This window comes from Ruegeria sp. BH6, from assembly GCF_056538105.1.
Genome location: NZ_JBQFSR010000011.1, coordinates 86,256 through 109,954 on the forward strand (window position 1 = coordinate 86,256; position 23,699 = coordinate 109,954).

A 23,699-nucleotide genomic window follows, 5' to 3' on the forward strand; every position below is an offset into this window, starting at 1 on the left:
AGGACGGATCAGGTCAAGGATTCAGAATGCCTTAGCTGCAGATCGCCTGTGCCATCTGGCCAAAGTTCTGATACCGATCCCACAGCGCATCATCGCGCGCAGTTTGCGACATCTTCAACTCTTGCGCCTGGTGGGGGTCGGTGAACCACTTCGCGACGGTTTTCTGATCGCTGCGGGTCAATGCCTGATTGGCCACGCGTTGAATGCAGTTGCATCGATCCCGTGTCGCGGCTGTACGATCAGACGCCAGACACGCCCGTTTGATCTGCGCAGCTTCGACCGGTGCTATCGCCGTCAGAGATGTGGCACATAGTGCGATTAGGAGGAACTTTTTCATGCTCTTGCCTCGTTTTTGCCTGCCCGGAGTGATCTGATGCCCCTCTCGGTCTGCGGCGGAGTATGAATCAATCGGGTTTGCGGATCAATGGACAACAGCGATTGGAGCAAAAATGCGGCCTCACGGCGTTTTAAGGCCAGTCTTGCCGTGTCTGTTGTTTCCATAACACGCCCCGTGAGTTCGGGAAAAAATAGCCTGTCTGGGTTTGGCTGATCCGCCAAACATGCGGCCAGCAGACTTTCGGAGGCTGCGCCGTTCGCCCGGACGACGTTATGCCGTTCCAGTAAAAAGTGATGAAAGCGGGCCGTTCGATCTGTAGCCAGATATGCGATACCGGCATCCACAAGGCTTATGGCGGGGACAAAAACTTCATTCTCTGCGAACAACAACTCGGCCAATGGATGTGAAATCAATATCCTATGTTGCTGGGAGACTTTGAGCGGGGCAAAGTTGGATAGAATGCCAACGGGAATTTTCACTAGTTTGAAGCGGCCTGCAGCAATGACATCTTGGACACCCGTCCATTGCACCGAAACAAACCCATCATCCTGTGTCCAAACCCTGTCACCCGGCTTCAATGCTTCGATTGGCAGGTGACCCTGTTCCGTTTCAATTAAAGTTCCAGCATCATAGCAGATCGGTGTAACATATTCGCTTTCATCAAAGCTCGGGCCTTCCTGCGTGCTGACAACGGTCAAGGGCACGCCAGCGGGGGGAAACTGACCGGGCCCTCCGATAAAGGCAATCCCCTCAACGGTTGCGTATGCCGGAGAAGAGTTGGTTACGTTGAACGCAACCGCCTGCCAAGTGTTCACTCCATCTGTTAAGGTGATGCCGTACTCAGCCTCAACTCGCGTGCCGTCGGTGAATAGCGTGCCGTCTATCGTCTGGTCGCCATCCAAACGCTGATTTCCATCGTTGTCGGCAAAATTGGTGTCGCTTCCCGCGTCGGTGATGAAGACCTCGGTCGCCGCGCGAGAGTCAATCGTGATCGTCTGCCCGATCAAATGTATGCCCGTGCCCTGAGTGATGCCGTCCAACCCCTGAGGCACCGTGATCGACAGTTGGCTTTCACCAAGAACGAAAATCGAATAGTCGGCCAACGTTTAAGCTGCTTTCTCGTTAGTGTTTGGGCCAATCAACGGCATAATCCTATCCGTTCGCAAATACTGGGTAAATGCATTTAGGTAGAAAGACCCACTGCGCGCCTATGCTGCAACGCTTCACGGCTTGACGAGACCCAAATCTCCGGACATATCCCAACCCATGACAGACCTCGCTCATATCCGCAATTTCTCCATCGTCGCGCATATCGACCATGGCAAATCCACTCTTGCTGACCGGCTCATCCAAGAGACCGGAACGGTCAAGGATCGCGACATGAAGGAACAGCTGCTCGACAGCATGGATATCGAACGCGAGCGTGGTATCACCATCAAGGCCAACACGGTCCGCATCGACTATACCGCCGACAATGGCGAGCAATACGTGTTGAACCTGATCGACACCCCCGGCCACGTGGACTTCGCCTATGAGGTCAGCCGGTCCATGCGCGCGGTCGAGGGCTCGCTACTGGTTGTGGACTCGACCCAAGGGGTTGAGGCGCAGACGCTGGCGAACGTCTATCAGGCCATCGACGCCGATCATGAGATCGTGCCGGTGCTGAACAAGATCGATCTGCCCGCGTCCGATTGTGACCGCGTGGCCGAACAGATCGAAGACGTCATCGGCATCGACGCGACCGACGCCATTCAGGTCTCGGCCAAGACGGGGCAGGGCATCCATGAGACGCTTGAAGCCATCGTGCAGCAACTGCCCGCACCGCAGGGCAATCTGGATGCACCGCTCAAGGCGATGCTGGTGGATTCGTGGTACGACGCCTATCTCGGCGTCATCGTTCTGGTCCGCATCATGGACGGCACGCTGAAAAAGGGGATGCGGGTCAAGTTCATGTCGAACGGCACCCTGCACCATGTGGACCGCGTCGGTGTTTTCCGCCCCGAGATGGAGATGGTGGACTCGCTCGGCCCCGGCGAGATCGGCTTTCTCACCGCTTCGATCAAACAGGTTCGCGACACCCGCGTCGGCGACACCATCACCAATGACCGCAACGGTACTGAAATCGCGCTGGACGGCTTCAAACCCGCGCAGCCGGTGGTGTTCTGTGGCCTCTTCCCCGTGGACAGTTCCGAATTCGAAGACCTGCGGGATGCGATCGACAAACTGGCGCTGAACGACGCCAGCTTCAGCTTTGAAATGGAAACCTCGGCCGCGCTGGGTTTTGGCTTCCGCTGCGGCTTCCTGGGCCTTTTGCACCTTGAGGTTATCCGCGACCGGATCGAACGCGAATATGATATCGAGCTCATCACCACCGCGCCCTCGGTGATCTACCACGTCTACATGAAAGACGGCGAGATGATTGAGCTGCACAACCCCGCCGACATGCCCGACCCGTCCAAGGTCGACCATATCGAGGAGCCGCGCATCAAGGCGACCATTCTGGTGCCCGACGAATACCTCGGCGACGTGCTGAAACTCTGCCAGGATCGCCGCGGCATCCAGCTGGACCTGACCTATGCGGGCACCCGCGCCATGGTCGTCTATGACCTGCCGCTGAACGAGGTCGTCTTTGACTTCTACGACCGCCTGAAATCGGTGACCAAGGGCTATGCCTCGTTCGACTACCAGATGACCGGCTATACCGAGGATAATCTGGTCAAAATGTCGGTGCTGGTGAATGACGAACCGGTTGATGCGCTGTCGACCATGGTTCACCGCGATCGGGCCGAGATGCGGGGCCGGGCGATGTGCGAAAAGCTAAAAGACCTGATCCCGCGCCACATGTTCAAAATCCCGATCCAGGCGGCCATCGGCGGCAAGGTCATCGCGCGCGAGACCCTCTCGGCGCTGCGCAAGGACGTGACCGCGAAATGCTACGGAGGCGACGCCACGCGGAAACGCAAACTGCTGGACAAGCAGAAGGCGGGTAAGAAGAAGATGCGCCAGTTTGGGAAAGTCGATATCCCGCAAGAGGCGTTTATTAGCGCCTTAAAAATGGACAGCTAAGGCTGTCCATTTTTAAGGCGGGTAGGCGAAAGCGGTTGGCGCAGCCAACTGCGTGCGCACACGATTAGATTGATGAAGAAGTTTGATTTTCTTAGATTGGGTGCTCTACTATCGGCACAACTCTTTGATGTATTCTGGATGGAAGGTCTTTGTGAATAAGGGCAATCATGCTCAAAACAGTGAGATAGATCCTGTCAGCATCCTTTAGTACGACGTCAACTTGCTCCCGCGTCACAGCGGTATTTTCGCGTTGAAACTTGGGTTCATTTTTTGTGCCGGTTTTGGTTACATAGTCGACACGCATGAAACCTTGGTGACTGTCAAAGAATGCGCCGTGTGCGGCCATATGCCGATTCTGTACAAATCGTTTAATCCAGTCAGAAAGCTTGGATAACTCATCCGAGAACCCAAATTTTTTTGCCGCCTCACTGCATTTACCGAGCTGTTTGAGGAATTGATCAGTGCGGAGCTTCCTAACTTTACAGTACTCATGAAACCAATCCTCGCATTCTGGTTCCAGTCCTCTCAAGCAAACAATTAAGGCGCTGGCCATCATTTCAATGTGCGCGCACGTTTGAAGGTAGAGCCCCAATTCGTATGCAAACTCTCGTCGAATGAGTTGTTCTACTGCTGTACTTTTATTAGGAAATGAGTTCTTCATAAATTGGCTCGTGTTTTGACGATTGAGGGCTCTTGCTCACCAAGACAGCAGTAGTATTAAGTTTAATCTTTCGACCTTCACAAGTGTCTGGAATTCACAAGGGTTTGTCTCGCCCGGCGGCACCGCCGGGCCGCGCCGACCCGCCCCCATGGGGCGGCGCGTTTGCGCCCCGGGGCTCCGCCCGTTCGATAGCCCCTTTATCAGCCATCCCCTGCCGATCCGCCGGGTCGGACGCTAACGCCCTCCGGGCCTGACCCGTTTCATGGTATTCTCATCACACCCAAAAAACGGGAGGATGAACCTATGAAACATCTGTCTCTGGTCGCTGCATTCTGCCTGCTCGCGGCGCCCGCCTTTGCCGGGCAATGCCCCGCCGATATTGCCGCCATTGATGCCGCTCTGGCCGCGGGTCCCGACCTGTCCGCCGAACAGATCACGCAGGTCGAAACATGGCGCGACGAAGGTGCCGCGCTGCATGATGCAGGCGACCATGACGCGTCGGTCGCGACACTGGCTCAGGCCAAGGACATGCTCGGACTGAACTAGCGCCACGTCACCGATCTGGTTTGACAAAGCGGGCGGTGCAATTGGGCATCGCCCGTGAAGTGGGTGTTCACCCCATGATCCCACTGTGACCCACCTCACAGCCCCAACCGCACCCTCCTGCTACACTTGACCCAACGGAACCCTCGGCAGGAGGCGCAGATGTCCACATCCATGATCCCCATCATCGCCCTCGGGTCGGCGGGCCTCTATTCCGTGGCCATGATCGCGATGAAGTTCTGGTGGAAACTCCCCGGCGTGGGCCTCGGCCTGCTGATCGTTGCAACCCTGCTGGCCGGGGCGACACTGGAGCTTGCCGCGCTGCGCGAGGAACGGTTGGGCATCATCTATACCGGCATTCTGGGGGCCGAGGTCATCCTGATCGCCATCGCCTCTTACTTCCTGTTCGGCGAAAACTTCTCTGGTCGCGAAGTCGCCGGGATTGGCCTAGTCCTGGTCGGCACGGCCTTGGCATGGGCCTGATCGCGCCTCGAACTTCCACTTATTCTGACCCAGATCAAGGACCACCCTCAAGCTTGGTTTTAGTGTGCGCGAAAACAGACTGGAAAAACGAGGCACCCTATGCTGACCCTGATGCTGATCCTTCACATCTTTCTTGGTTCCACCCTTGCCGGGTCCGCTGTAATTGCGGTTTTGGCAATGGGTTACACGTCGGCGACGCATATTCTGGTCGCAGCTGTCGTGGGGTTTGTGGTGGCGTTCCCGGTTTCGTATCTGGTGGCCCGCAAGCTCGAAAGCTGATCCATGGTGCATAGTTCCCCACTTTAGACGCACACATCTCAATCTGTTATTGTGTCCGCGGGGGACCGCGTTTGGGCGGCTTTATTCTTCGGGTGCCTGCAACGCCTGACCCTCAGAAATGAGAGGTTATTATGCACAAATTCTTAACGACGACCGCAGCCACAGTTCTGACCCTAGGCTTGTCCGCAGGTTTGGCCCAGGCCGAGACCTATGACGCCGCAGCCAAGGGCATGGGGACGAACACGAACCAGGTCTATGGCATCTCGGACGGGAACGCCGTGGTCAAAACGCAGACCGACTATGACAGTTTCGAAGTTACCGCCGGGCACCCGCTGGAGGGGGCAACGGGTTCGTGCTTCGGTGCGCTGCTGGTCAACGGGGCTGCGGTCTCGGGCACCGGGAATTGTGTGTTCGATACCACCTCGGGCGATAAGGCGGTGATGACCTGGACGGCCACGGGCCTTGGTGCGGATGGGGCTTTGACGGGCGACTGGACCGTCTCGGGCGGTTCGGGCAGTTGGGCCAGCGCAACCGGGGGCGGGAGTTTTTCGTCGCTGACCGATCCTGACACCAAGAAGTTTGTGAATACGATCACAGGTAGTATCGCAATCGAATAGATCAATCTTCACAAAGGCTTGCGACAGGGGTGCGGGGTTTGACGTGCCCCCGTTCGCTGTGGATGTCTAAGGGGTCCATGAACCAATCATGAAGTTTCCCTAAGGTAAGTTGTAACTGGATCGCGCCCTTCCAATCTGTTGAGCAGGCCAGCATCGGCCCGACAGAAGGAGAGAGCCAATGACCAGATACATGACTGCCGGAGCAGCCGCTCTGGCCACGACCCTCACCCTTGGTACGGCCGCGCTGGCCGATACCGCGCCTGATCTGCGCGGTACTTGGTTGGGCTCGTACACAACCGTTTCACCAAGCCATTATCAACGCGGCGATGAGCCCAGGTTCAATCAGGCTGAATGGATGCTGGATGTCCAGATTCAGGAAGACAACGTGTTCTGGGGACCCAGCAAATGGCGTCGTGAAGGCGATGCCGAGTGGAACGAAAATGAGGCCACTGGCACCATCAGCCTGGACGGTTCGGGAAGTATCGGGATCATCGAAACCTCGCCCATGATCATCGGCGCAAACGCGTTGATCGACGCCCGGTACGAAGATGGAAAGATCTATGCGGATTTCCGTAGCCTGCGTAACGGAACGACTTACAGCACCGTTCTGGAACGTCAGGTGAACTGAAGCGTTTCCGGCCCGATCGGTCTGTAGGGGGTACTGGCTGCGGTTTGTTGCAGCACGTAATAGGTAATCCTGATCGGGTCGGAGCGCTTCTCAAAAAGCGGAACTATGATCCCCTCGGTGAGGGGGCGGGTCGGGCGGTGATGGTGCCACCTGCAACAGGGCTCGGATTGGTCTATGCCCAAAAGCGGCGTTCCTCGGTACAGGCCAGCCGGGTTTCGCGATCCTTCAGCGCGGTATTGCAGAAAGTGGGCAATGGCGCTCGACCCAAAACTCACATCATGTCCGCTGCGAAAAGTGGGATCGATTCTTGGAAACTTGCCTCTGGAGATTGGAGAATCTCACGGTTTTTACCAATTTGACCGATTAATAGCCTTTGCACTCGCAGAAAGACTGCAAAATTGCGTTATTGTCGGATGATTTTATTTTTCCACCGCCAAGCCAGTGGCACTTCGAAGTTTCCAGAGTTATCCACATAAGCTTCCCGACACATATCAACATCTTATCCCCGTCTAATTTTCATGCTGCAGTGCTATTTTCTTGTTCGAGACAGGTCCGAATGTAACAGTCTGATTACTGCAACGGTTCTTCGGAACCTGAGCGGGGCGCAAAGGCCAGGGGGTCAGAGCGATGAGAGCGGATTTTAGGATTTGTTTTTCGTTGCAATGATTTACCGGTGGGCAAATGGCTGATCTAGGTTTCGAATTTGGATCAGGCGATTACCCTCTCAGAAGGTCGGCGCGTGCTGTGTGGTGCCAGCAGGTACGACGCAGCGGCTTTGGTCCTTTAGGGGGCCGGAGCAACTGGCTCGGGACGTTCCTCGGACGTGTCGACCCGGCAAGGCGTCAGGAGTATCCGCAAGGATGCATGCATGGACCGCGTCTGCGCACCTGACGCCTTTTCCTTTTGCCGGACATTGGCTTGAAACAGACTGCCACTCTATCCCCTTTAAAAAAGGGAACGGGGTTCTTGTGTGTACACAAGAACCCCGTCGTGTTGTCAGAAATGCAATACCGCGTCTATGCACCTGTGATCCGCAGTTTACTGTGGATCGTGGCCGGTATCAACTATATGTTGCGGTTCCTGCCTCGACCCAGCAATAAATGGAGTGGTTTACAGGTTTTCCTGCACGTCCGTGGCCGCGCCTTGAATCGCGTCGCCTGCTTTCTCGATGTCTTTGCCAGCGCCCTTTGCGGTTTCACAAGCGGTGAGGGTGAACAGGGCCAGGCCAATCAGAATTGCACGGGTCATCGGTGTCTCCATTTGTGTCAGTTATGTGTTGCGTAGCAGTTTTTCCCGAACGAAACCAGAGCTTTGGGTCCCGTATTATTCCTTGCGGATCAACGGACCAAACAGCGCGGTTGCAACAAAGATCAAAGCCGCCGCACAAACGATGCTGGGCCCGGCTGGCGTGTCGGCCAGATACGCGCCCCACAGCCCGCCCAATGCGGCCACAGAGCCTATGATCGCGGCGTAGAACGCCATGGCTTCGGGTGTTCTGACCAAAGACCGCGCACCCGCTGCAGGGATTACCAGCAAGGCTGCGATCAAAAGAACGCCAACCACCTTGATTGCAACGGCCACGACCAGAGCCATGGCAACGGTCAGCCACATTTCTTCGCGCTTTGGGTCGATATCTGAGGCGTAGGCCAGGTCCGGGTTGAGCGTGGCAACCAACAAGGCCGACCACCTCCAGATCATTAGGGTAAGGATCAATGTGCCGCCAACCCAGATTGTCGTCAAATCGGTTTTGGTAACGGCTAGGATGTCGCCGAACAAAAAGGCGTTCAGATCCAGTCGGACATCCGCCAACAAGGCTACGGTGACCAATCCGGCTGCCAGTGCAGTATGGGCGATGACGCCCAGCAACGTGTCCATGGCAAAACCCTTACCACGCAGCAGCGTCACGGTCAGACCCATGGCCAAAGCGGCAGCGACAATAGCTGGCAGGAAGGGCAGCGAAAACGCAAGCGCCAGCGCAACCCCCAAAACCGAGGCATGCGCGGTCGCCTCGCCCAGATAAGCCATGCGACGCCAAACCACGAAACAACCCAGAGGGGCCGCCGCAATTGCAACGCCAACCCCTGCAAGGGCGGCGCGTACCATAAAATCGTCCAGCATCAGTTGGTATTGTCCTGTGCGTGATGGTGATCGTGATGGTGGGAATGGCTGTGCTTATGTTGATACAAAGCCATGGTGCCCTTGGTGCCGCTGCCGAACAATGCCCGGTATTCAGGTGCGTCAGCGACAGTGTTGGGCGAACCTTCACAGCAAATATGTCCGTTCAGACACAGCACTCGGTCCGAGGCCGCCATGACCACATGCAGGTCGTGGCTGACCATCACGACCGCGCAGCCCAATTCGCGGCGAACCTGCTCAATCCGTTGGTAGAACGCAGCCGCACCGGGTTGATCAAGCCCTTGTGTCGCCTCGTCCAATAGCAGCAGTTGCGGACTTTCCAGCAAAGCACGCGCCAGAAGAACGCGTTGAAACTGGCCGCCGGACAGTTTCGTCATCTGCCTGCTGCGAAGGTCGGGGACCCCGGCAATGTCTAATGCATTGACGGCGTCGCGGGCCGAGATGCGCTTGGGAAGACCTAGAAACCGCTGGACTGTCATCGGCAGGGCCGCATCAAGCGCCAGTTTCTGGGGCACATAACCGATACGCAGGCCTGACGCGCGTTGCACGGTGCCTTGGGCAGGAGAGACCGCACCAATCATCGCGCGCAGAAGGGTCGATTTGCCCGATCCGTTTGGTCCGACAATCGTGACAATCTCGCCTTCGGAAACCGAGGCGTTCACATGTTCAAGAATGGTTCGGCCATCCACGCGAATGGACATGTCCTTCAGAGAGATCAGCGTTTTTGTCACGGTTGATCCCCAATGCATTCTGGGCACAGACCTTCGGCTTCGACCACAACCCGCTCGATGCGAAACCCCGAGGTGCTGGCCGCAGCGCCCAAACGCCCCTGCGTCAGCTCGGTTTCAGTTTCGGCTACAGCTTTGCAGGATCGGCAGATCAGGAAGGCCGGAATATGGTCATGGGTCGGGTGGGCGCAGGCGGTATAGGCGTTCAGTTGTTCGATCCGGTGGACAAACCCGTTCTGCACCAGAAAATCCAGTGCGCGATAAGCCACGGGCGGTTGCGAACCCATCCCCTCGGCGGACAGGACGCTGAGGATGTCGTAGGCACCCATTGCCCGATGTTTTTCCAGCAGAATCTCAAGTACGCGGCGCCTGACCGGTGTGAATTGCAGGCGCTGCGCTTTGCACTTTGCGTCGGCCTGAGCCAGGGCTGTGTGAACGCAATGCGTGTGGTCGTGTTGTCTGAAGCCAACTGTACTCATGGTGATGCGCTCCGGGTATTTTCTGCTTGATATGTTATAACACCAGGCTTATCAAGCGCCCAAAGAATGTGATAACATATCATCTTGGAGTGCGCATGATCCGTTTTTCCCTTTATGTAATTGGTGCCGGATTGGCAGGTCAAGCTGCAGCCGAAGCCCCAAAGGTCGCCACTGATATTGCTCCGGTTCATTCCTTGGTGGCACGCGTCATGGATGGGGTAGGATCGCCAGATCTGATCATCCCGCCGGGTGCTTCGCCGCACAGTAACGCGATGCGGCCTTCTCAGGCGCGTGCATTGCAATCGGCGGATGTGGTGTTCTGGGTCGGCGAAGAGCTGACTCCCTGGATGGCCAAGCCGCTGAGTGCATTGTCCGAGGATGCGCAGCTTGTGACTTTGCTGGATACAGATGGAACAGTTCTGTACGGTTTTCGCGATGTTACCGAAGAGGTTCATGAAGAGGATCATCATGATGATCACGATGACCACGCCAAGCATGACGACCATTCTGATCATGACGACCACGACGATCATGATGGTCATGACGATCATGCCGAAGACAAACATGAAGGCCACGACGACCACGAAGAAGGGCACTCAGGCCACGACGATCACGGTCATGACCATGACGGAATTGATCCGCATGCCTGGTTGGACCCCGAAAATGCGCGGGTTTGGATTCAGGTAATCGCGGAATCTCTGGCGACCGCTGATCCGGAAAACGCGCAACAGTATCGAGACAATGCACAGGCCGCCGATGCCGAACTGGCTGGCTTGCAGGATGATATAGCTGCTGACTTAAGCGGCATGCAGGCACGCAGCTTCATCACATTCCATGATGCCTTTCAGTATTTCGAAAAGCGCTTTGGCTTGGAAACCTCTGGATCCGTCAGCTTGGGCGACGCCTCGGCGCCGGGACCCGCGCGTCTGGCCGCCCTGCAGGAAAAAGTCACCGAAGATCAGATCGTCTGCGCCTTTGCGGAACCGCAATACGACACTCGTTTGGTGAAAACTGCGATTGAGGGAACGGGCGCCGCAATCTATCATCTGGATCCGATCGGCGTGGCCCTTAACCCTGGCGCAGATCAATATACGGATTTGCTGCGCGCATTGGTCGACGGCTATCAGGCCTGTGCCAACGGATCGTAAAAGGCTGAAGGTTCAGCCTTTTTCCTCGCCACAGAACATGTCGTAGACAAGTTCCAGCATGCGGCGCGGGCGGTCATCCGCCAGACGGTAATAGATCGCCTTGCCCTCGCGGCGGGGCGTCACCAGCCCCTCAAGGCGCAGGCGCGACAATTGCTGGGACACGGCAGCCTGACGCGCCGATAACAATTCTTCCAATTCGGTCACGGATTTTTCGCCAGACACCAGGTGACACAGGATCATCAGGCGACCCTCATGGCTGATGGCTTTCAGGAAATTCGACGCGCGCGTCGCGTTGGCAACCATCTTGTCGAACGACTCGGGAGGCATATTTTGCGAAAGCTGGGGAAGGGCCATCGTTTGTTTCCTTTTCTACGCGTAAGCGGGGTGGGTGTTGTTTTGAGCGGATCCGATACGCGTTATGTTTGGTTACATATTATGATCATGTATTTCCATATGCACGGATCAAAATGATGTGATGTGACAGCGATGAGATTTGATGGACATCACCGCGATAACTTTGGCGACAGCGGGATTGGGCCTTAAAACACGGCGATAGGGGGTGAAGTATCCGGTCCCCCTTGCAGCCCCCCGATGGCGACACTAAGACTCGGGTAACGTTTCTTCGGGTAATGTCCCGATCCATAGCAAAGCAGGCAGGTTCAGAATGTTCGATCCAATTGATACCTATATGAATACGCTCGTCCCAATGGTGGTCGAACAGACCAGCCGGGGCGAACGGGCCTACGATATTTTCTCGCGCCTTTTGAAAGAGCGGATCATTTTCATCAACGGCCCGATCCATGACGGGATGAGCCATCTTGTCGTGGCTCAGCTGCTGCATCTAGAGGCGGAAAACCCCAGCAAAGAGATCTCGATCTACATCAACTCGCCAGGTGGAGTGGTGACCTCGGGTTTGTCGATTTACGACACAATGCAGTATATCAAGCCGAAATGTTCGACATTGGTAATCGGTCAGGCGGCCTCGATGGGGTCGGTTTTGCTGGCTGGGGGCGAAAAAGGCATGCGGTTTTCGCTGCCCAACAGCCGCATCATGGTCCACCAGCCCAGCGGCGGGTATCAGGGTCAGGCCAGCGACATCATGATTCACGCAGCCGAGACACAGAAACTGAAGGATCGCCTTTATGACATATACGTGCGTCATACGGGCCAGACCAAAAAGGCAGTTGAAAAAGCACTTGATCGTGACAATTTCATGAGCCCGGAAGAAGCGAAAGATTGGGGTCACATCGACGAAATCGTTGAAAACCGCGCCAAAATGGACGGCGACGAGACCTGAGTTTAAGCCCCCGGGCCGGTGGTGCGGGGGCGCATTTTGAGATTGTAGCCGTCTCGGTGCTGGCCTAAGCTGCAGCAACAGGTGGCAAGCGCGGTTCAGGATGGGCCGCAGGGACGAAGCCCGAAAGGTAGAACATGGCGACGAATTCAGGCGGTGACGGCAAGAACACGCTCTACTGTAGCTTCTGCGGCAAGAGCCAGCATGAGGTGCGCAAGCTGATTGCCGGACCGACCGTGTTTATCTGCGATGAATGCGTCGAACTGTGCATGGACATCATCCGCGAGGAAACCAAGGCCAGCGGTCTGAAGTCCTCGGACGGGGTTCCGACACCGAAAGATATCTGCGAGGTTCTGGACGACTATGTGATCGGTCAGGCGACGGCCAAACGGGTTCTGTCGGTTGCGGTTCACAACCACTACAAGCGTCTGAACCACGCCCAAAAGGCGGGTGGCGATATTGAGTTGGCGAAATCCAACATCCTTCTGATCGGCCCAACCGGTTGCGGTAAGACCTTGCTGGCGCAGACATTGGCTCGGATTCTGGACGTGCCGTTCACCATGGCAGATGCCACCACGCTGACCGAAGCCGGTTACGTGGGTGAGGATGTCGAGAATATCATTCTCAAACTGCTGCAAGCCAGCGAATACAATGTCGAACGCGCGCAGCGCGGCATCGTATATATCGATGAAGTCGACAAGATCACACGCAAGTCCGAAAACCCCTCGATCACGCGCGATGTGTCTGGCGAAGGCGTTCAGCAGGCGCTGCTGAAACTGATGGAAGGCACCGTGGCCAGTGTTCCGCCGCAAGGTGGTCGTAAGCATCCGCAGCAGGAATTCCTGCAGGTGGATACGACGAATATCCTGTTCATTTGCGGCGGTGCGTTTGCGGGCCTGGACAAGATCATCGCGCAACGTGGCAAGGGCTCGGCCATGGGCTTTGGTGCTGACGTACGTGACAATGATGAACGCGGTGTGGGCGAGATTTTCAAAGATCTGGAGCCCGAAGATCTGCTGAAATTCGGTCTGATCCCGGAATTTGTCGGTCGTCTGCCGGTTTTGGCAACGCTGGAAGATCTGGATGAGGACGCGCTGGTTACCATTCTGACCAAGCCCAAGAACGCTCTGGTGAAGCAATATCAGCGCCTGTTCGAACTGGAAGATGCCGAACTGGCGTTTACCGACGATGCGCTGAAATCGATTGCCAAGAAGGCCATCGAACGGAAAACTGGTGCGCGGGGTCTGCGCTCGATCCTCGAAGATATCCTACTGGACACGATGTTCGAACTGCCCGGCATGAAAAACGTGACTGAGGTTGTGGTCAACGAAGAGGCTGTGTCGTCCGACAAGCAGCCGCTGATTATCTACGCGGACGCGGCGGAATCTGCCTCGGCCGGTTAAGTTCAAAACGAATTAGCAAACACGGCGCGGCATGGACCGCGCCGTTTTCTTTTGGAGGCATCATGACGATCAAACGTATCTCCTCGGGCGGAGAATTCGAAGTCAAAATAGGCTACTGCCGTGCGGTGGTAGCCGGTGGCTGGGTTCATGTGGCTGGGACGGTCGGGCAGGGCGATGATGTGACCCAACAATGTCGTGCAGCACTGGTGACAATCGAAAAAGCCCTGAGCGAGGCTGGGGCCAGCTTTGCTGATGTTGTTCGCGTAACATACATGCTGCCGGACCGTGCCGAATTTGAACCCTGCTGGCCGATTTTGCGAGAGTATTTCGGAGAAAACCCTCCGGCCACATCCATGATCGAATGCGGTTTGATTGATCCGAAATTCCGGATCGAAATCGAAGTAACGGCTTATTTGCCGGAATAGTGAGTGCAGCCTTTGTGACACTGGACCTTGGCGTGCCTTTGGTCCATATCTGCGGGGACAGAAATGCCGGAGGCAGCCGATGGGAATCCTGAACACGCTATTGCGGGCCGTAACCTGGTGGAACGGGGCCACTCTGAACACGCAGATTTATACCGCGCGCAAGGGCGTCAAGGTCGGTGAGGACAACGAAGGCAACGTGTTCTACCAAAACGCCGATGACAGTAAGCGCTGGGTGATTTTCAACGGCGAAGCCGAGGCGAGCCGGATCGATCCGGATTGGCACGGTTGGCTGCACCGTACCTGGGACGAGCCGCCAACCGACAAACCGTTACAGCACAAATCCTGGGAAAAGCCCCATCAAGAAAACCTGACGGGTACCGCACTGGCTTATGCGCCCGCGGGATCTCTGCGTCGGCAAGATCCGATCGAGCGCAAAGATTACGAGGCCTGGAGCCCGGAATAAACGAGGCGAGCAATGTCTACTTATAATGTGACCGAAGTTCTTGTCGGCGGGGCCGTATTGGCCTGTGCCGTTGCCTTTGGGGTCTATGCAAGCCAATCCACCGGTCTGTCGCAAGGCGGTGAAGGGTATCACCTGGGGGCCTCCTTCCGGTCGCTGGAAGGTGTCGGTGTCGGCACGGATGTACGTCTGGCCGGGGTCAAGATCGGCACGGTAACCGGTGTTACCCTAAACGCAGACACCTATCGTGCGGACACGACATTCACTATCCGGGACGGTATTCTGGTGCCTGATGACAGCGCCATCGTGATCTCTTCCGAAGGGCTGCTGGGCGGCAATTTCGTTGAGGTGATGCCCGGTGGTTCGCCTTTCTATTTCGAGCCGGGCGATCAGGTCGAAGATACCCAAGGCGCGGTGAGCCTGATCTCACTACTGGTCAAATTCGTGGCCGGGGATAGCAGCGAATGAGGCGTTTCGCCCTGATCGCTGCGCTGCTTGTCGCCTCTGGCGCATCAGCTCAAGAAAAGGTTCAATCCGCCCCCGGAGCAATCCTGCGGGGCCTCGACAAAGTCAGCGGCCAAACCGTCGATGTCGAAATGCAAAACGGTCAGACCGGAGAGGTATTCGGTCTGGATGTTGCATTGGGGGATTGCCGCTATCCTGTCGAAAACCCGACAGGTGATGCGTTTGCCTATCTGACGATCTGGGAAAAAGGTAAGTCGGATCAATTGTTTGACGGCTGGATGATTGCAACGTCTCCAGCCCTGAACGCGCTGGATCATGCACGCTATGACGTCTGGGTGATACGCTGTATTACACCCTCGGGCGACTGAACCAAAGGCGTGATAAAATCTGCGTTGGTGTTCAATGCCTCTTCCAATTCCTGACGGTATTGCGAGCGCGGAATTTCGATTGCACCCAAGGACGCCAGATGAGTTGTCAGAAACTGCGTATCAAACAGCCGAAACCCGGTTTGGCGCAGTCGGTCCACCAGATAGGCCAGCGCGATTTTTGACGCATCTGTTCGGCGTGAGAACATGCTTTCCCCAAAGAATGCAGCCCCCAATGTAACGCCGTAAACACCGCCAACCAATTGATCCTTTTCCCAAACTTCCAGAGAATGCGCATAGCCTGACTGATGAACTTGTATGTACAGCTCGCGAAGTTCGGCATTGATCCAGGTGTCGGCGCGATCTGCGCAGCCGTCGACCACCCCGGTAAAATCCTGATCTATGGTGACAGAGAACCCGCAATTTCGGATGCGGCGTGTCAGACTGCGCGAGACGTGGAATCCATCCAAGGGAAAGACTCCGCGGAACTTGGGATCAACCCAGAACAATTCTGGTGCGTCGCGGTTTTCAGCCATCGGAAAAATACCGATGGAATAGCCGTGTAGTAAGAGTTCCGGGGAAAGGCTCATGCGGAGTGCTCGAAGGGCGAAGGATTGCAGCCCTTCGCCCCCAGTAGGTTAGTCAGGCATATTCTCGGCAAGCCAGCGTTCCAACCAGTGGATGTTGTAGGTGCCGCTGTGAATATCGGGTTCCTGTAGGAGGTCGTGAAACAGCGGCACAGTGGTATCAATGCCGTCCACGATCAGTTCGCCCAATGCGCGTTCCAGACGCGCCAGCGCCTCGGCCCGGTCGCGGCCCTGTACGATCAGTTTGGCAATCAGCGAGTCGTAATAGGGCGGGATTGAGTAACCATCATAAAGCGCTGAATCCATCCGCACGCCCAATCCGCCGGGCGCATGATAGGCCGTGATCTTGCCCGGGCAGGGTGAGAATTTGGGCAGTTTTTCAGCATTGATCCGAACTTCGATGGCGTGGCCATTGATTTTCAGATCGTCCTGACCGAACGACATGTCTTCACCGGCAGCCACGAGAATCTGTTCCCGCACCAGGTCGACGCCAAAGATCCCTTCGGTTACCGGGTGTTCAACCTGAAGACGGGTGTTCATCTCGATGAAATAGAACTCACCGTTTTCGTACAGGAACTCGATGGTACCCGCGCCGATATAGTTGATTTTGGCCACGGCGTCGGCACAGACCTTGCCGATCTTGGCGCGTTCCTCTGGCGTGATGCAGGGGCCAGGGGCCTCTTCAAACACCTTCTGGTGGCGACGCTGCAGCGAACAGTCGCGTTCGCCCAGATGAACCGCTTTGCCTTTGCCATCGCCAAACACCTGAATTTCGATGTGGCGCGGCGTGGTCAGGTATTTCTCAATATAGACCTCGTCATTGCCAAAGGCGGCTTTGCCCTCGGCCCGTGCGGTCATGAATGCGCTTTCCATCTCATCGGCGTTCATCGCGACCTTCATGCCGCGCCCACCGCCACCTGCGGTGGCTTTGATGATAACGGGATAGCCGAAATCTTCGCCGATCTTTTTAGCTGTTGCCAGGTCAGGCACACCACCATCCGAACCGGGGACGCAGGGCACACCCAGCTGTTTCATCGTGTCTTTGGCGGTGATCTTGTCGCCCATGATGCGGATATGTTCCGCGGTGGGGCCAATAAAGGTGATGCCGTGATCTTCGACGATCTGCACGAACTCAGCATTCTCGGACAGGAAGCCGTAACCGGGGTGGATCGCCTGAGCGCCGGTGATTTCACAGGCCGAGATGATCGCGGGCATCGAAAGATAGCTCTGCGGACTGGGCGGAGGACCGATACATACCGATTCGTCCGCCATGCGTACATGCATCGCGTCGCTGTCGGCGGTTGAATGCACGGCAACCGTTTTAATCCCCATCTCGCGCGCGGCGCGGATGACGCGCAGGGCGATCTCGCCTCGGTTGGCAATCAGGATTTTATCGAACATGGGCCCGCCTTACTCAACGATGACCAGAGGGGTGCCGAATTCTACAGCGTCACCATCACCAACCAGAATACGCTTGATGGTGCCTGCTTTGGGCGCGTGGATATGGTTCATGGTTTTCATCGCTTCGACGATCAGCAGCGTGTCGCCTTCGGACACCGACGCGCCGACCGAAATGAACGCAGGTGCGCCCGGTTCAGCTTGCATATACACGGTGCCGACCATGGGCGAGGTTACGGCGCCGGGGTGGCTGGCCGGATCTTCCTGTGCGGCGGGGGCTTCGGCTGCTGCAGGCGCGGCGGCAGGGGCGGCAACGGGCGCGGCCGGGGCTGCGGCAGGAACGGCAACCTGAACCGGAGCAGCGGCGACCTGGTTCATGCGGCTGACGCGCACGTTCAGGCTGTCTTCTTCGCCATATTCGCGTTTGACCTGCAATTCGGTCAGATCGTTTTCGCGCAGCAATTCAGCCAGTGCCTTGATGAATGCCACATCCGCTTCGTGTTTGGTGTCTGTCATGAGTGTCCTCGACGGTTCCCCTTTGGCCCGTCTGTTCCTGCGGGCTTTGGTCTAATTACGCAGCGTTATAAGCCAAGCGCCCGGCCATGAAAAGCGCAGTCTCGGCCTGACAGATAAGGGTTTTACCCAAGTTTTCCCGAGGGGGAAGGGGCTACAGTGGCATTCCTGAAAGTTTCGCCACCAATTCGGGTAGTTTGCGTGCCCCGAATTTCTCAAGCAGGCGTGCGCGATAGGCTTCGATCGTCCGATAACTAAGGCCCAATTCAACCCCGATTTCCTTTGCGGACAGGCCACGGCAAGACATGATGGCAACCTCACGCTCGCGAACAGTCAGTTCGACCAGGGGACGTTCTTCCGAGATGTCGGAAAAGCTCCAGATGCCATGTCGGAACGGATCGTCCGGTGTTAACGAGCGCCCGCGGGCACGGCACCAGAACAGATCGCTGTTGCGCCTCCGCATGACCCGCTCATCCGTGTAATACCCGGTGTCGCGCATCACCTGCAGGCTGCGTGCGCCTATGCGCTCCCAATCGGCGACCGAGGGGTACAGATGCAACAGAGGCATGTTCCGATAATCCGCAACCTCGCCGCCAAAGGTGCGGGCGAACTGCAGGTTGCAGCGCCGGATAATCCGGTTTTCCAATTCGACTAACCCGATTGGCGCATATTCAAAGGCGGGATCGCTCATCCAGCTATCGTGCCGGGAATTGGGTGAAATGAGAAGGGGCAGTACGCAGATTCTGATCACGGCTGGCGGACGATGCGGCGTGCAAATGTGTTAAATTTGTAAAGTGGCTATGAAAATTTGTGCATAACTAATAGAAAAGAAAAACAAGTTTTGAAAACATCGTTAGGAAATGGCTAATTAAGTTCGTGTAAGATAGGGGTAAGGGTATGCGCGATACGCTGACAGGCAGTCGCATTCGGGAAAGGCGTCAGATCGCCGGGATGCGCCAGGCTGAGCTGGCGCGGCGGGTCGGGATATCGGCATCTTACCTTAATCTTATCGAACACAACCGCCGCCGGATCGGTGGCAAGTTGCTGGTCAATATAGCGACGGTGCTGGCAGTGGAACCTTCGGTGCTGACACAGGGGATCGAAGCCACATTGATTGCCGCGCTACGCGAGGCGGCGGCTGATGCCGTTGGTCAACAGGCTGAACTGGACGGGTTAGAAGAATTCGCGGGCCGGTTCCCTGGATGGGCGGGTGTACTGGCTCAGATGCATCGGCGTGTGGTGTCGTTGGAGCGCACTGTCGAAACGTTATCCGACAGGTTGACCCATGATCCCCATGTGGCGGCGTCCATGCACGAGGTCTTGTCAACCGCTGCTGCGATTCGTTCAACCGCGGCTATTCTGGCGGACACGCAAGAAATCGAACCCGAATGGCGGGACCGGTTCCACAGCAACCTGCATCAGGATGCGGAACGCTTGGCGGATAGCTCGAAATCGCTTGTGGCTTACCTTGATGAAAGCGATTCCACCGGGGATCATCGGGGCGTTCCGCTGGAGGATGTCGAGGCGTTTTTCGACGCCAACGGGCATCATTTCCCGCAGATCGAACAGGGTGGGCCCGGCGCTGAAATTGATCTGAGCGATCTGGATTCGGCGACCGCCAAATCCCTGACACGAGACTTTCTTGACATCTATGCTGCAGATGCCCGGGCCATGCCGCTAGAGGATGTGCAAGCGGCTTTGGCAGAATCTGCGTTGAACCCGCTGCAATTGGCGTCCCGGTTTTCGGTGGATCTTGCGACGGTGCTGCGTCGGTTGGCGGCCCTGCCGGACGGGTATCTGGGCCGCCCGACGGGTCTGGTGGTGTGTGACGCATCCGGCAGCATTCTGTTCAACAAATCCGTCCCCGGCTTTGCTATGCCGCGTTTTGGCGAAGCCTGCCCCCTGTGGCCTCTGTTTCAGGCCCTGAACAGGCCCTTGGTGCCCATTCGGCAACGCATTGTACAGCTTGGCCGGACGGCCGCTGTCTTCGACTGTTATGCCTATGCCTGGCCGCAATCCGTTTCCGGGTACGACGAGGGGCCAGTTTATCGCTCGGTGATGCTGGTACGCTCGGTCGAAGACGTGGCGCATGACGAACAGGCCGTGGCCCGGGTTGGGCCCAGTTGCAGGGTCTGCCCGCACAGTGACTGCAAGTCGCGGCGCGAACCGTCAATTCTGAGCGAAGGTTTTTGACAGTTTCCTGACACTGCGCGTAAGCTGTTGGAGACGGGTCTGCCAGTTTGTAGCCCGTCACGGGGAGGACAGATAATGAGCCGTAAGGTTCTGTTAATTGAGGATGAGCCCAACATCGCCGAGGCCATTCGGTTTCTACTGACGCGTGAGGGTTGGCAGGTGGAAACCCATGCCGAAGGCGCGGACGCGTTGCAGGTCATTCAGGGGGCAAGCCCGGATTTGGTCATTCTGGACGTGATGTTGCCGGGCAAAAGTGGGATGGAGATTCTACGCGACTTGCGTGAGCTTGAGGATATGCAGGGCCTTCCGGTTTTGATGCTGACAGCCCGCGGCCAGTCCCGAGATCGCGAAATGGCCGAAAACGCCGGTGTAAGCCGCTTCATGACCAAGCCGTTTTCCAATACCGAGATGCTGACGGCAGTGCGCGACCTGCATGCGCAGGCGACACAGTCATGAGCACCGGCGAAGACCGGCCGCCCTCGGGGGTTCGGCCTTCGCTGTTTCTTGAGCGACAGAGTTATCGCCGACGCAGGCTGTCAGACGCCGCGCGCCTGTTGCCGTTTTTGGGGGCGGCGCTGCTGGCAATTCCGTTGCTGTGGCCAGATGAGCCGGGTGCGCCGGAAGGGGTGCCTCTGTCCTCAGCGATCTTTTACATCTTTGCCTGCTGGGCGGGCCTGATTGTTGCCAGCCTAGTGTTTGGCTTTGCTGCCCGGCGTATGGCCATTCCGGACGATTCCGAGCCCGAGACGGATTGATGGCCACGCTGAACGTCCTTATTCTGGTCTGCCTTGCCTATGTTGTTCTGCTGTTCGGGGTCGCTTTTGCCGCGGATCGGATGGCGGCGGCCGGGCGGGGGGCTTGGCTGCGATCTCCGCTGATCTACACACTGTCGCTGTCGATCTATTGTACGGCTTGGACGTTTTATGGCGCCGTGGGCAACGCCGCGCGTTCGGGGTTAGAGTTTGTGACCATTTACCTGGGGCCAACGCTGGTGATGGTCGGTTGGTGGTGGGGACTGCGCAAACTGGTGCGGGTCGGGCGCAGTCAGCGGGTGACCTCGATCGCTGACCTGATTTCTTCACGCTATGGCAAATCCAATACGCTGGCGATCTGTGTGACCATTCTGGCTGTGCTAGGCGGAACCCCCTACATCGCGTTGCAACTGCAATCCATTACCCTGTCATTTTCTATCTTTGCCGAGGCTGACCCCTCGGGGCTTTATCGCGAAGGTGCCAGTGTTTTCTGGGTTGCTGCAGGGTTGGCCATCTTTGCGATCCTGTTTGGGACCCGGAACCTGGATGCCAATGAAAGGCACCACGGAGTAGTGACGGCCATCGCATTGGAATCCGTGGTCAAGCTGTTCGCGCTTTTGGCGGTTGGTGCCTTTGTGGTCTGGGGCGTTGCGGGGGGCGTGGGGCCGATGATGGACCGGATCGACGCCTCTGAGATCGGTCAGTGGAATGTGGATGCGGGGCGCTGGACAACGTTTATTTTCCTCTCTGCCGCGGCTTTTATCTGCCTGCCGCGTATGTTTCAGGTGATGGTGGTTGAAAACGCGGATGAAGGGCACCTGAGGACCGCTGCCTGGGCCTTTCCGCTGTATCTGCTGTTGATGAGCCTTTTTGTGGTGCCGATCGCGGTCGTTGGTCTGGACCTGATGCCCGAAGGGTCAAATCCCGATCTGTTTGTCCTGACTGTACCCTTGTCTCAGGGCAATGATTGGTTGGCGATGTTGTCCTTTATCGGCGGCTTCTCTTCGGCCACATCGATGGTCATCGTTACCGCAATGGCGTTGTCGACCATGGTGTCAAACCATTTGGTCATGCCAATCTGGCTGAGCACGCAGGAAGGGTCCGGCTCAGTTTCGGGGGACGTTCGGAATGTCGTTCTGATGGCGCGTCGGGTGTCGATCGCTGTCATCATGGCGCTGGGTTTCTTTTACTACCGCCTGTCCGGTGGCGGCGCGGCTTTGGCGTCAATCGGATTGGTGGCCTTTGCCGGGATTTCTCAAATCCTGCCCGCACTAGTCGGCGGTCTGTTCTGGCGCGGTGCTACGCGGACCGGCGCGCTGGTGGGCCTGACGGTAGGTTTCCTGCTTTGGATATACACACTGCTGTTGCCGGGGATGAGTGGGGCGTTGATACCCGAAACGGTCGTTCTAAACGGGCCCTTCGGGTGGGGTTGGCTGCGCCCGCAGGCCCTGTTTGGGATCGAAGGTATGGACCCGATGGTACACACCGTTATGTGGTCACTGTCCCTGAATACGGTGGCGTTCTGTGTTGCATCGTTGCTAAGCGTTCCCAGCCCGTTGGAACGCCTGCAAGGGGCGCAATTCGTTAACGTTTTCGACCATTCGGTCGCGCCGCGCGGCTGGACGGGATCGGTGGCTCAGAGCGAAGACTTGATGATCATGACCCAGCGGATATTGGGGGCGGGCCCGGCGCAAGACTTCTTTCATGCCGAGGCAGAACAGCAGGGTGGTCGCTCTAGCCTGCCGGAACCCACGCCCGCCTTTCTGGAACGTCTGGAACGGGAACTCAGCGGCTCTGTCGGTGCGGCCACAGCGCATGCGATGATTGGCCAGATCGTCGGGGGATCATCCGTTTCGGTCGAAGACCTGTTGGCGGTGGCCGACGAATCCGCTCAGTTGCTGGAATATTCCAGCCAACTGGAGGTCAAATCCGCCGAGCTGTCCCGCACCGCGCGGCAATTGCGCGAGGCAAACACCAAGCTCACGCAAATCTCGGAACAGAAGGATAGTTTCCTTAGCCAGGTCAGCCATGAGTTGCGCACACCCATGACCTCGATCCGCGCGTTTTCCGAGATCATGCGTGACACCGACGGGCTGAGCCCCGAAGAACAGACGCGCTATGCCGCGATCATTCATGACGAAGCTTTGCGCCTGACGCGATTGTTGGATGACCTACTTGATCTTAGCGTACTGGAAAGCGGACAGGTCAGCCTGAACGTGGGCGGGGATACGCTTCGCTCGGTTCTGGATCGGGCGGTGTCCAGTGCATTGGCCGGAACCGGGCAAACACTGACCGTCAAACGCGCGAAAGCGTCCGAGCGTATCCCGCTGTTAACCGATCTGGATCGGCTGGGGCAGGTGTTCATCAATTTGATTTCCAATGCTCAGAAATATTGCGATGCCGACGAGCCCGAACTGACAATCTCGGCCCATGATGTTGGTGGGCAAGTTGTGATTGATTTTGCCGATAACGGCAGTGGCATCCCGCCCGAGGCGCGCTCGATGGTGTTCGAAAAATTCGCCCGTGTTGGCGTCGACAAGGCCGGGGGTGCCGGGTTGGGTTTGGCGATCTGCCGCGAGATTATGCAGCGCCTGGGCGGTGAAATCACCTATCTGCCCGGTCAGGGCGGGGCGGCCTTCCGTGTTCGGTTGCCACTGGCTTATCGGCAGGCCGCGCAGTGATGTGCTTGTAAAGACATTCGTAACCAGCACCGGTTTAGACAGGGTGTCAGACGCGGAA

29 protein-coding genes are annotated in these 23,699 nt (G+C 57.1%); 17 read left to right on the forward strand and 12 right to left on the reverse strand.

From position 1 onward, the window contains the following. Positions 1-31 precede the first annotated feature (31 nt). The gene (locus tag ACR0B8_RS18765; protein WP_170351356.1) at positions 32-337 is read right to left on the reverse strand and encodes a hypothetical protein; all 306 of its coding nucleotides are present in this window, start codon (positions 335-337) and stop codon (positions 32-34) included. Further along, on the reverse strand, positions 334-1,440 hold the full coding sequence (locus ACR0B8_RS18770; protein WP_226689787.1) for a Hint domain-containing protein: 1,107 nt from the start codon (positions 1,438-1,440) through the stop codon (positions 334-336). Before ACR0B8_RS18770 ends, ACR0B8_RS18765 begins: the two co-directional genes overlap by 4 nt. Before the next feature lie 163 nt (positions 1,441-1,603). On the opposite strand from ACR0B8_RS18770, the gene lepA reads away from it, so the two are divergent. After that, on the forward strand, positions 1,604-3,403 hold the full coding sequence (lepA, locus tag ACR0B8_RS18775; protein WP_480659289.1) for a translation elongation factor 4: 1,800 nt from the start codon (positions 1,604-1,606) through the stop codon (positions 3,401-3,403). Between the two features lie 91 nt (positions 3,404-3,494). On the opposite strand, the gene ACR0B8_RS18780 is transcribed toward lepA, so the two are convergent. Then, entirely contained in the window at positions 3,495-4,064 is a 570-nt protein-coding gene (locus ACR0B8_RS18780) for a hypothetical protein (RefSeq protein ID WP_170362552.1), read from the reverse strand. A gap of 303 nt (positions 4,065-4,367) precedes the next feature. Between ACR0B8_RS18780 and ACR0B8_RS18785 the strand changes: the two genes are divergently transcribed. From ACR0B8_RS18785 to ACR0B8_RS18805, 5 genes are all read left to right on the forward strand, one after another. Continuing rightward, positions 4,368-4,610 (forward strand): hypothetical protein, encoded by a 243-nt coding sequence (locus tag ACR0B8_RS18785; RefSeq protein WP_170362553.1) that lies wholly within the window; start codon positions 4,368-4,370, stop codon positions 4,608-4,610. A gap of 159 nt (positions 4,611-4,769) precedes the next feature. Further along, complete coding sequence (locus tag ACR0B8_RS18790) at positions 4,770-5,090, forward strand: hypothetical protein (RefSeq protein WP_170362554.1); 321 nt, start codon at positions 4,770-4,772, stop codon at positions 5,088-5,090. A 99-nt stretch (positions 5,091-5,189) separates the two neighbouring features. Further along, a complete protein-coding gene (locus tag ACR0B8_RS18795; RefSeq protein ID WP_480659287.1) occupies positions 5,190-5,369 on the forward strand; it encodes a CTP synthetase in 180 nt (59 codons plus the stop codon). Between the two features lie 131 nt (positions 5,370-5,500). Continuing rightward, positions 5,501-5,986: a hypothetical protein gene (locus ACR0B8_RS18800; RefSeq protein ID WP_480659285.1), complete on the forward strand. Its 486-nt coding sequence runs from the start codon at positions 5,501-5,503 to the stop codon at positions 5,984-5,986. 178 nt (positions 5,987-6,164) lie between these two features. Next, positions 6,165-6,614, forward strand: coding sequence for a hypothetical protein (locus tag ACR0B8_RS18805; protein ID WP_170351349.1), 450 nt, complete (start codon positions 6,165-6,167; stop codon positions 6,612-6,614). Positions 6,615-7,724: 1,110 nt separating this feature from the next. On the opposite strand, the gene ACR0B8_RS18810 is transcribed toward ACR0B8_RS18805, so the two are convergent. From ACR0B8_RS18810 to ACR0B8_RS18825, 4 genes are all read right to left on the reverse strand, one after another. After that, complete coding sequence (locus ACR0B8_RS18810) at positions 7,725-7,862, reverse strand: entericidin A/B family lipoprotein (RefSeq protein ID WP_082643663.1); 138 nt, start codon at positions 7,860-7,862, stop codon at positions 7,725-7,727. Positions 7,863-7,937: 75 nt separating this feature from the next. Next, positions 7,938-8,732, reverse strand: coding sequence for a metal ABC transporter permease (locus ACR0B8_RS18815; RefSeq protein ID WP_170362558.1), 795 nt, complete (start codon positions 8,730-8,732; stop codon positions 7,938-7,940). Continuing rightward, positions 8,732-9,451: an ATP-binding cassette domain-containing protein gene (locus tag ACR0B8_RS18820; protein ID WP_480659326.1), complete on the reverse strand. Its 720-nt coding sequence runs from the start codon at positions 9,449-9,451 to the stop codon at positions 8,732-8,734. The genes ACR0B8_RS18815 and ACR0B8_RS18820 overlap by 1 nt, the downstream gene beginning before the upstream one ends. Before the next feature lie 26 nt (positions 9,452-9,477). Beyond that, on the reverse strand, positions 9,478-9,957 hold the full coding sequence (locus ACR0B8_RS18825) for a Fur family transcriptional regulator (protein ID WP_170362560.1): 480 nt from the start codon (positions 9,955-9,957) through the stop codon (positions 9,478-9,480). A gap of 95 nt (positions 9,958-10,052) precedes the next feature. Between ACR0B8_RS18825 and ACR0B8_RS18830 the strand changes: the two genes are divergently transcribed. After that, positions 10,053-11,105 (forward strand): zinc ABC transporter substrate-binding protein, encoded by a 1,053-nt coding sequence (locus tag ACR0B8_RS18830; protein ID WP_226689781.1) that lies wholly within the window; start codon positions 10,053-10,055, stop codon positions 11,103-11,105. 12 nt (positions 11,106-11,117) lie between these two features. Here ACR0B8_RS18830 and ACR0B8_RS18835 read toward each other — a convergent pair whose 3' ends face one another. Next, positions 11,118-11,459: an ArsR/SmtB family transcription factor gene (locus ACR0B8_RS18835; RefSeq protein ID WP_170362562.1), complete on the reverse strand. Its 342-nt coding sequence runs from the start codon at positions 11,457-11,459 to the stop codon at positions 11,118-11,120. A gap of 310 nt (positions 11,460-11,769) precedes the next feature. Here ACR0B8_RS18835 and ACR0B8_RS18840 point away from each other — a divergent pair, with 310 nt between their 5' ends. The 6 genes from ACR0B8_RS18840 (at position 11,770) to ACR0B8_RS18865 (ending at position 15,520) form a co-directional block, all read left to right on the forward strand. After that, positions 11,770-12,402 carry an ATP-dependent Clp protease proteolytic subunit gene (locus ACR0B8_RS18840; RefSeq protein ID WP_170362563.1) on the forward strand — a complete coding sequence of 211 codons (633 nt, stop codon included), beginning with the start codon at positions 11,770-11,772 and terminating at the stop codon, positions 12,400-12,402. Positions 12,403-12,536: 134 nt separating this feature from the next. Then, positions 12,537-13,802, forward strand: a complete 1,266-nt coding sequence (gene clpX, locus ACR0B8_RS18845) for an ATP-dependent Clp protease ATP-binding subunit ClpX (RefSeq protein WP_170507477.1) — start codon at positions 12,537-12,539, stop codon at positions 13,800-13,802. Between the two features lie 62 nt (positions 13,803-13,864). Further along, positions 13,865-14,227 carry a RidA family protein gene (locus ACR0B8_RS18850; RefSeq protein ID WP_226689780.1) on the forward strand — a complete coding sequence of 121 codons (363 nt, stop codon included), beginning with the start codon at positions 13,865-13,867 and terminating at the stop codon, positions 14,225-14,227. A gap of 79 nt (positions 14,228-14,306) precedes the next feature. Further along, positions 14,307-14,690, forward strand: a complete 384-nt coding sequence (locus tag ACR0B8_RS18855; protein ID WP_170362565.1) for an NADH:ubiquinone oxidoreductase subunit NDUFA12 — start codon at positions 14,307-14,309, stop codon at positions 14,688-14,690. 12 nt (positions 14,691-14,702) lie between these two features. After that, positions 14,703-15,155 carry an outer membrane lipid asymmetry maintenance protein MlaD gene (gene mlaD / locus ACR0B8_RS18860; RefSeq protein ID WP_170362566.1) on the forward strand — a complete coding sequence of 151 codons (453 nt, stop codon included), beginning with the start codon at positions 14,703-14,705 and terminating at the stop codon, positions 15,153-15,155. Then, the gene (locus ACR0B8_RS18865; RefSeq protein ID WP_170351339.1) at positions 15,152-15,520 is read left to right on the forward strand and encodes a DUF2155 domain-containing protein; all 369 of its coding nucleotides are present in this window, start codon (positions 15,152-15,154) and stop codon (positions 15,518-15,520) included. Before mlaD ends, ACR0B8_RS18865 begins: the two co-directional genes overlap by 4 nt. On the opposite strand, the gene aat is transcribed toward ACR0B8_RS18865, so the two are convergent. From aat to ACR0B8_RS18885, 4 genes are all read right to left on the reverse strand, one after another. Beyond that, positions 15,475-16,107 (reverse strand): leucyl/phenylalanyl-tRNA--protein transferase, encoded by a 633-nt coding sequence (aat, locus tag ACR0B8_RS18870; protein WP_170362567.1) that lies wholly within the window; start codon positions 16,105-16,107, stop codon positions 15,475-15,477. The genes ACR0B8_RS18865 and aat overlap by 46 nt on opposite strands. 48 nt (positions 16,108-16,155) lie before the next feature. Then, positions 16,156-17,505 (reverse strand): acetyl-CoA carboxylase biotin carboxylase subunit, encoded by a 1,350-nt coding sequence (gene accC / locus ACR0B8_RS18875; RefSeq protein ID WP_226689779.1) that lies wholly within the window; start codon positions 17,503-17,505, stop codon positions 16,156-16,158. Between the two features lie 9 nt (positions 17,506-17,514). After that, positions 17,515-18,018, reverse strand: coding sequence for an acetyl-CoA carboxylase biotin carboxyl carrier protein (gene accB / locus ACR0B8_RS18880; protein ID WP_170351336.1), 504 nt, complete (start codon positions 18,016-18,018; stop codon positions 17,515-17,517). A gap of 151 nt (positions 18,019-18,169) precedes the next feature. After that, entirely contained in the window at positions 18,170-18,706 is a 537-nt protein-coding gene (locus ACR0B8_RS18885; RefSeq protein ID WP_170351335.1) for a LuxR C-terminal-related transcriptional regulator, read from the reverse strand. A 206-nt stretch (positions 18,707-18,912) separates the two neighbouring features. Between ACR0B8_RS18885 and ACR0B8_RS18890 the strand changes: the two genes are divergently transcribed. The 4 genes from ACR0B8_RS18890 to ACR0B8_RS18905 all read left to right on the forward strand — a co-directional run bounded on the left by ACR0B8_RS18890 (position 18,913) and on the right by ACR0B8_RS18905 (position 23,641). Then, positions 18,913-20,208, forward strand: coding sequence for a helix-turn-helix transcriptional regulator (locus ACR0B8_RS18890; RefSeq protein WP_226689778.1), 1,296 nt, complete (start codon positions 18,913-18,915; stop codon positions 20,206-20,208). 75 nt (positions 20,209-20,283) lie between these two features. Continuing rightward, the gene (locus ACR0B8_RS18895) at positions 20,284-20,664 is read left to right on the forward strand and encodes a response regulator transcription factor (RefSeq protein ID WP_170379195.1); all 381 of its coding nucleotides are present in this window, start codon (positions 20,284-20,286) and stop codon (positions 20,662-20,664) included. Beyond that, positions 20,661-20,963: a hypothetical protein gene (locus tag ACR0B8_RS18900; protein ID WP_170351332.1), complete on the forward strand. Its 303-nt coding sequence runs from the start codon at positions 20,661-20,663 to the stop codon at positions 20,961-20,963. Before ACR0B8_RS18895 ends, ACR0B8_RS18900 begins: the two co-directional genes overlap by 4 nt. Further along, the gene (locus ACR0B8_RS18905) at positions 20,963-23,641 is read left to right on the forward strand and encodes a sensor histidine kinase (RefSeq protein WP_170379196.1); all 2,679 of its coding nucleotides are present in this window, start codon (positions 20,963-20,965) and stop codon (positions 23,639-23,641) included. Before ACR0B8_RS18900 ends, ACR0B8_RS18905 begins: the two co-directional genes overlap by 1 nt. The last annotated feature ends 58 nt before the right edge of the window (positions 23,642-23,699 follow it).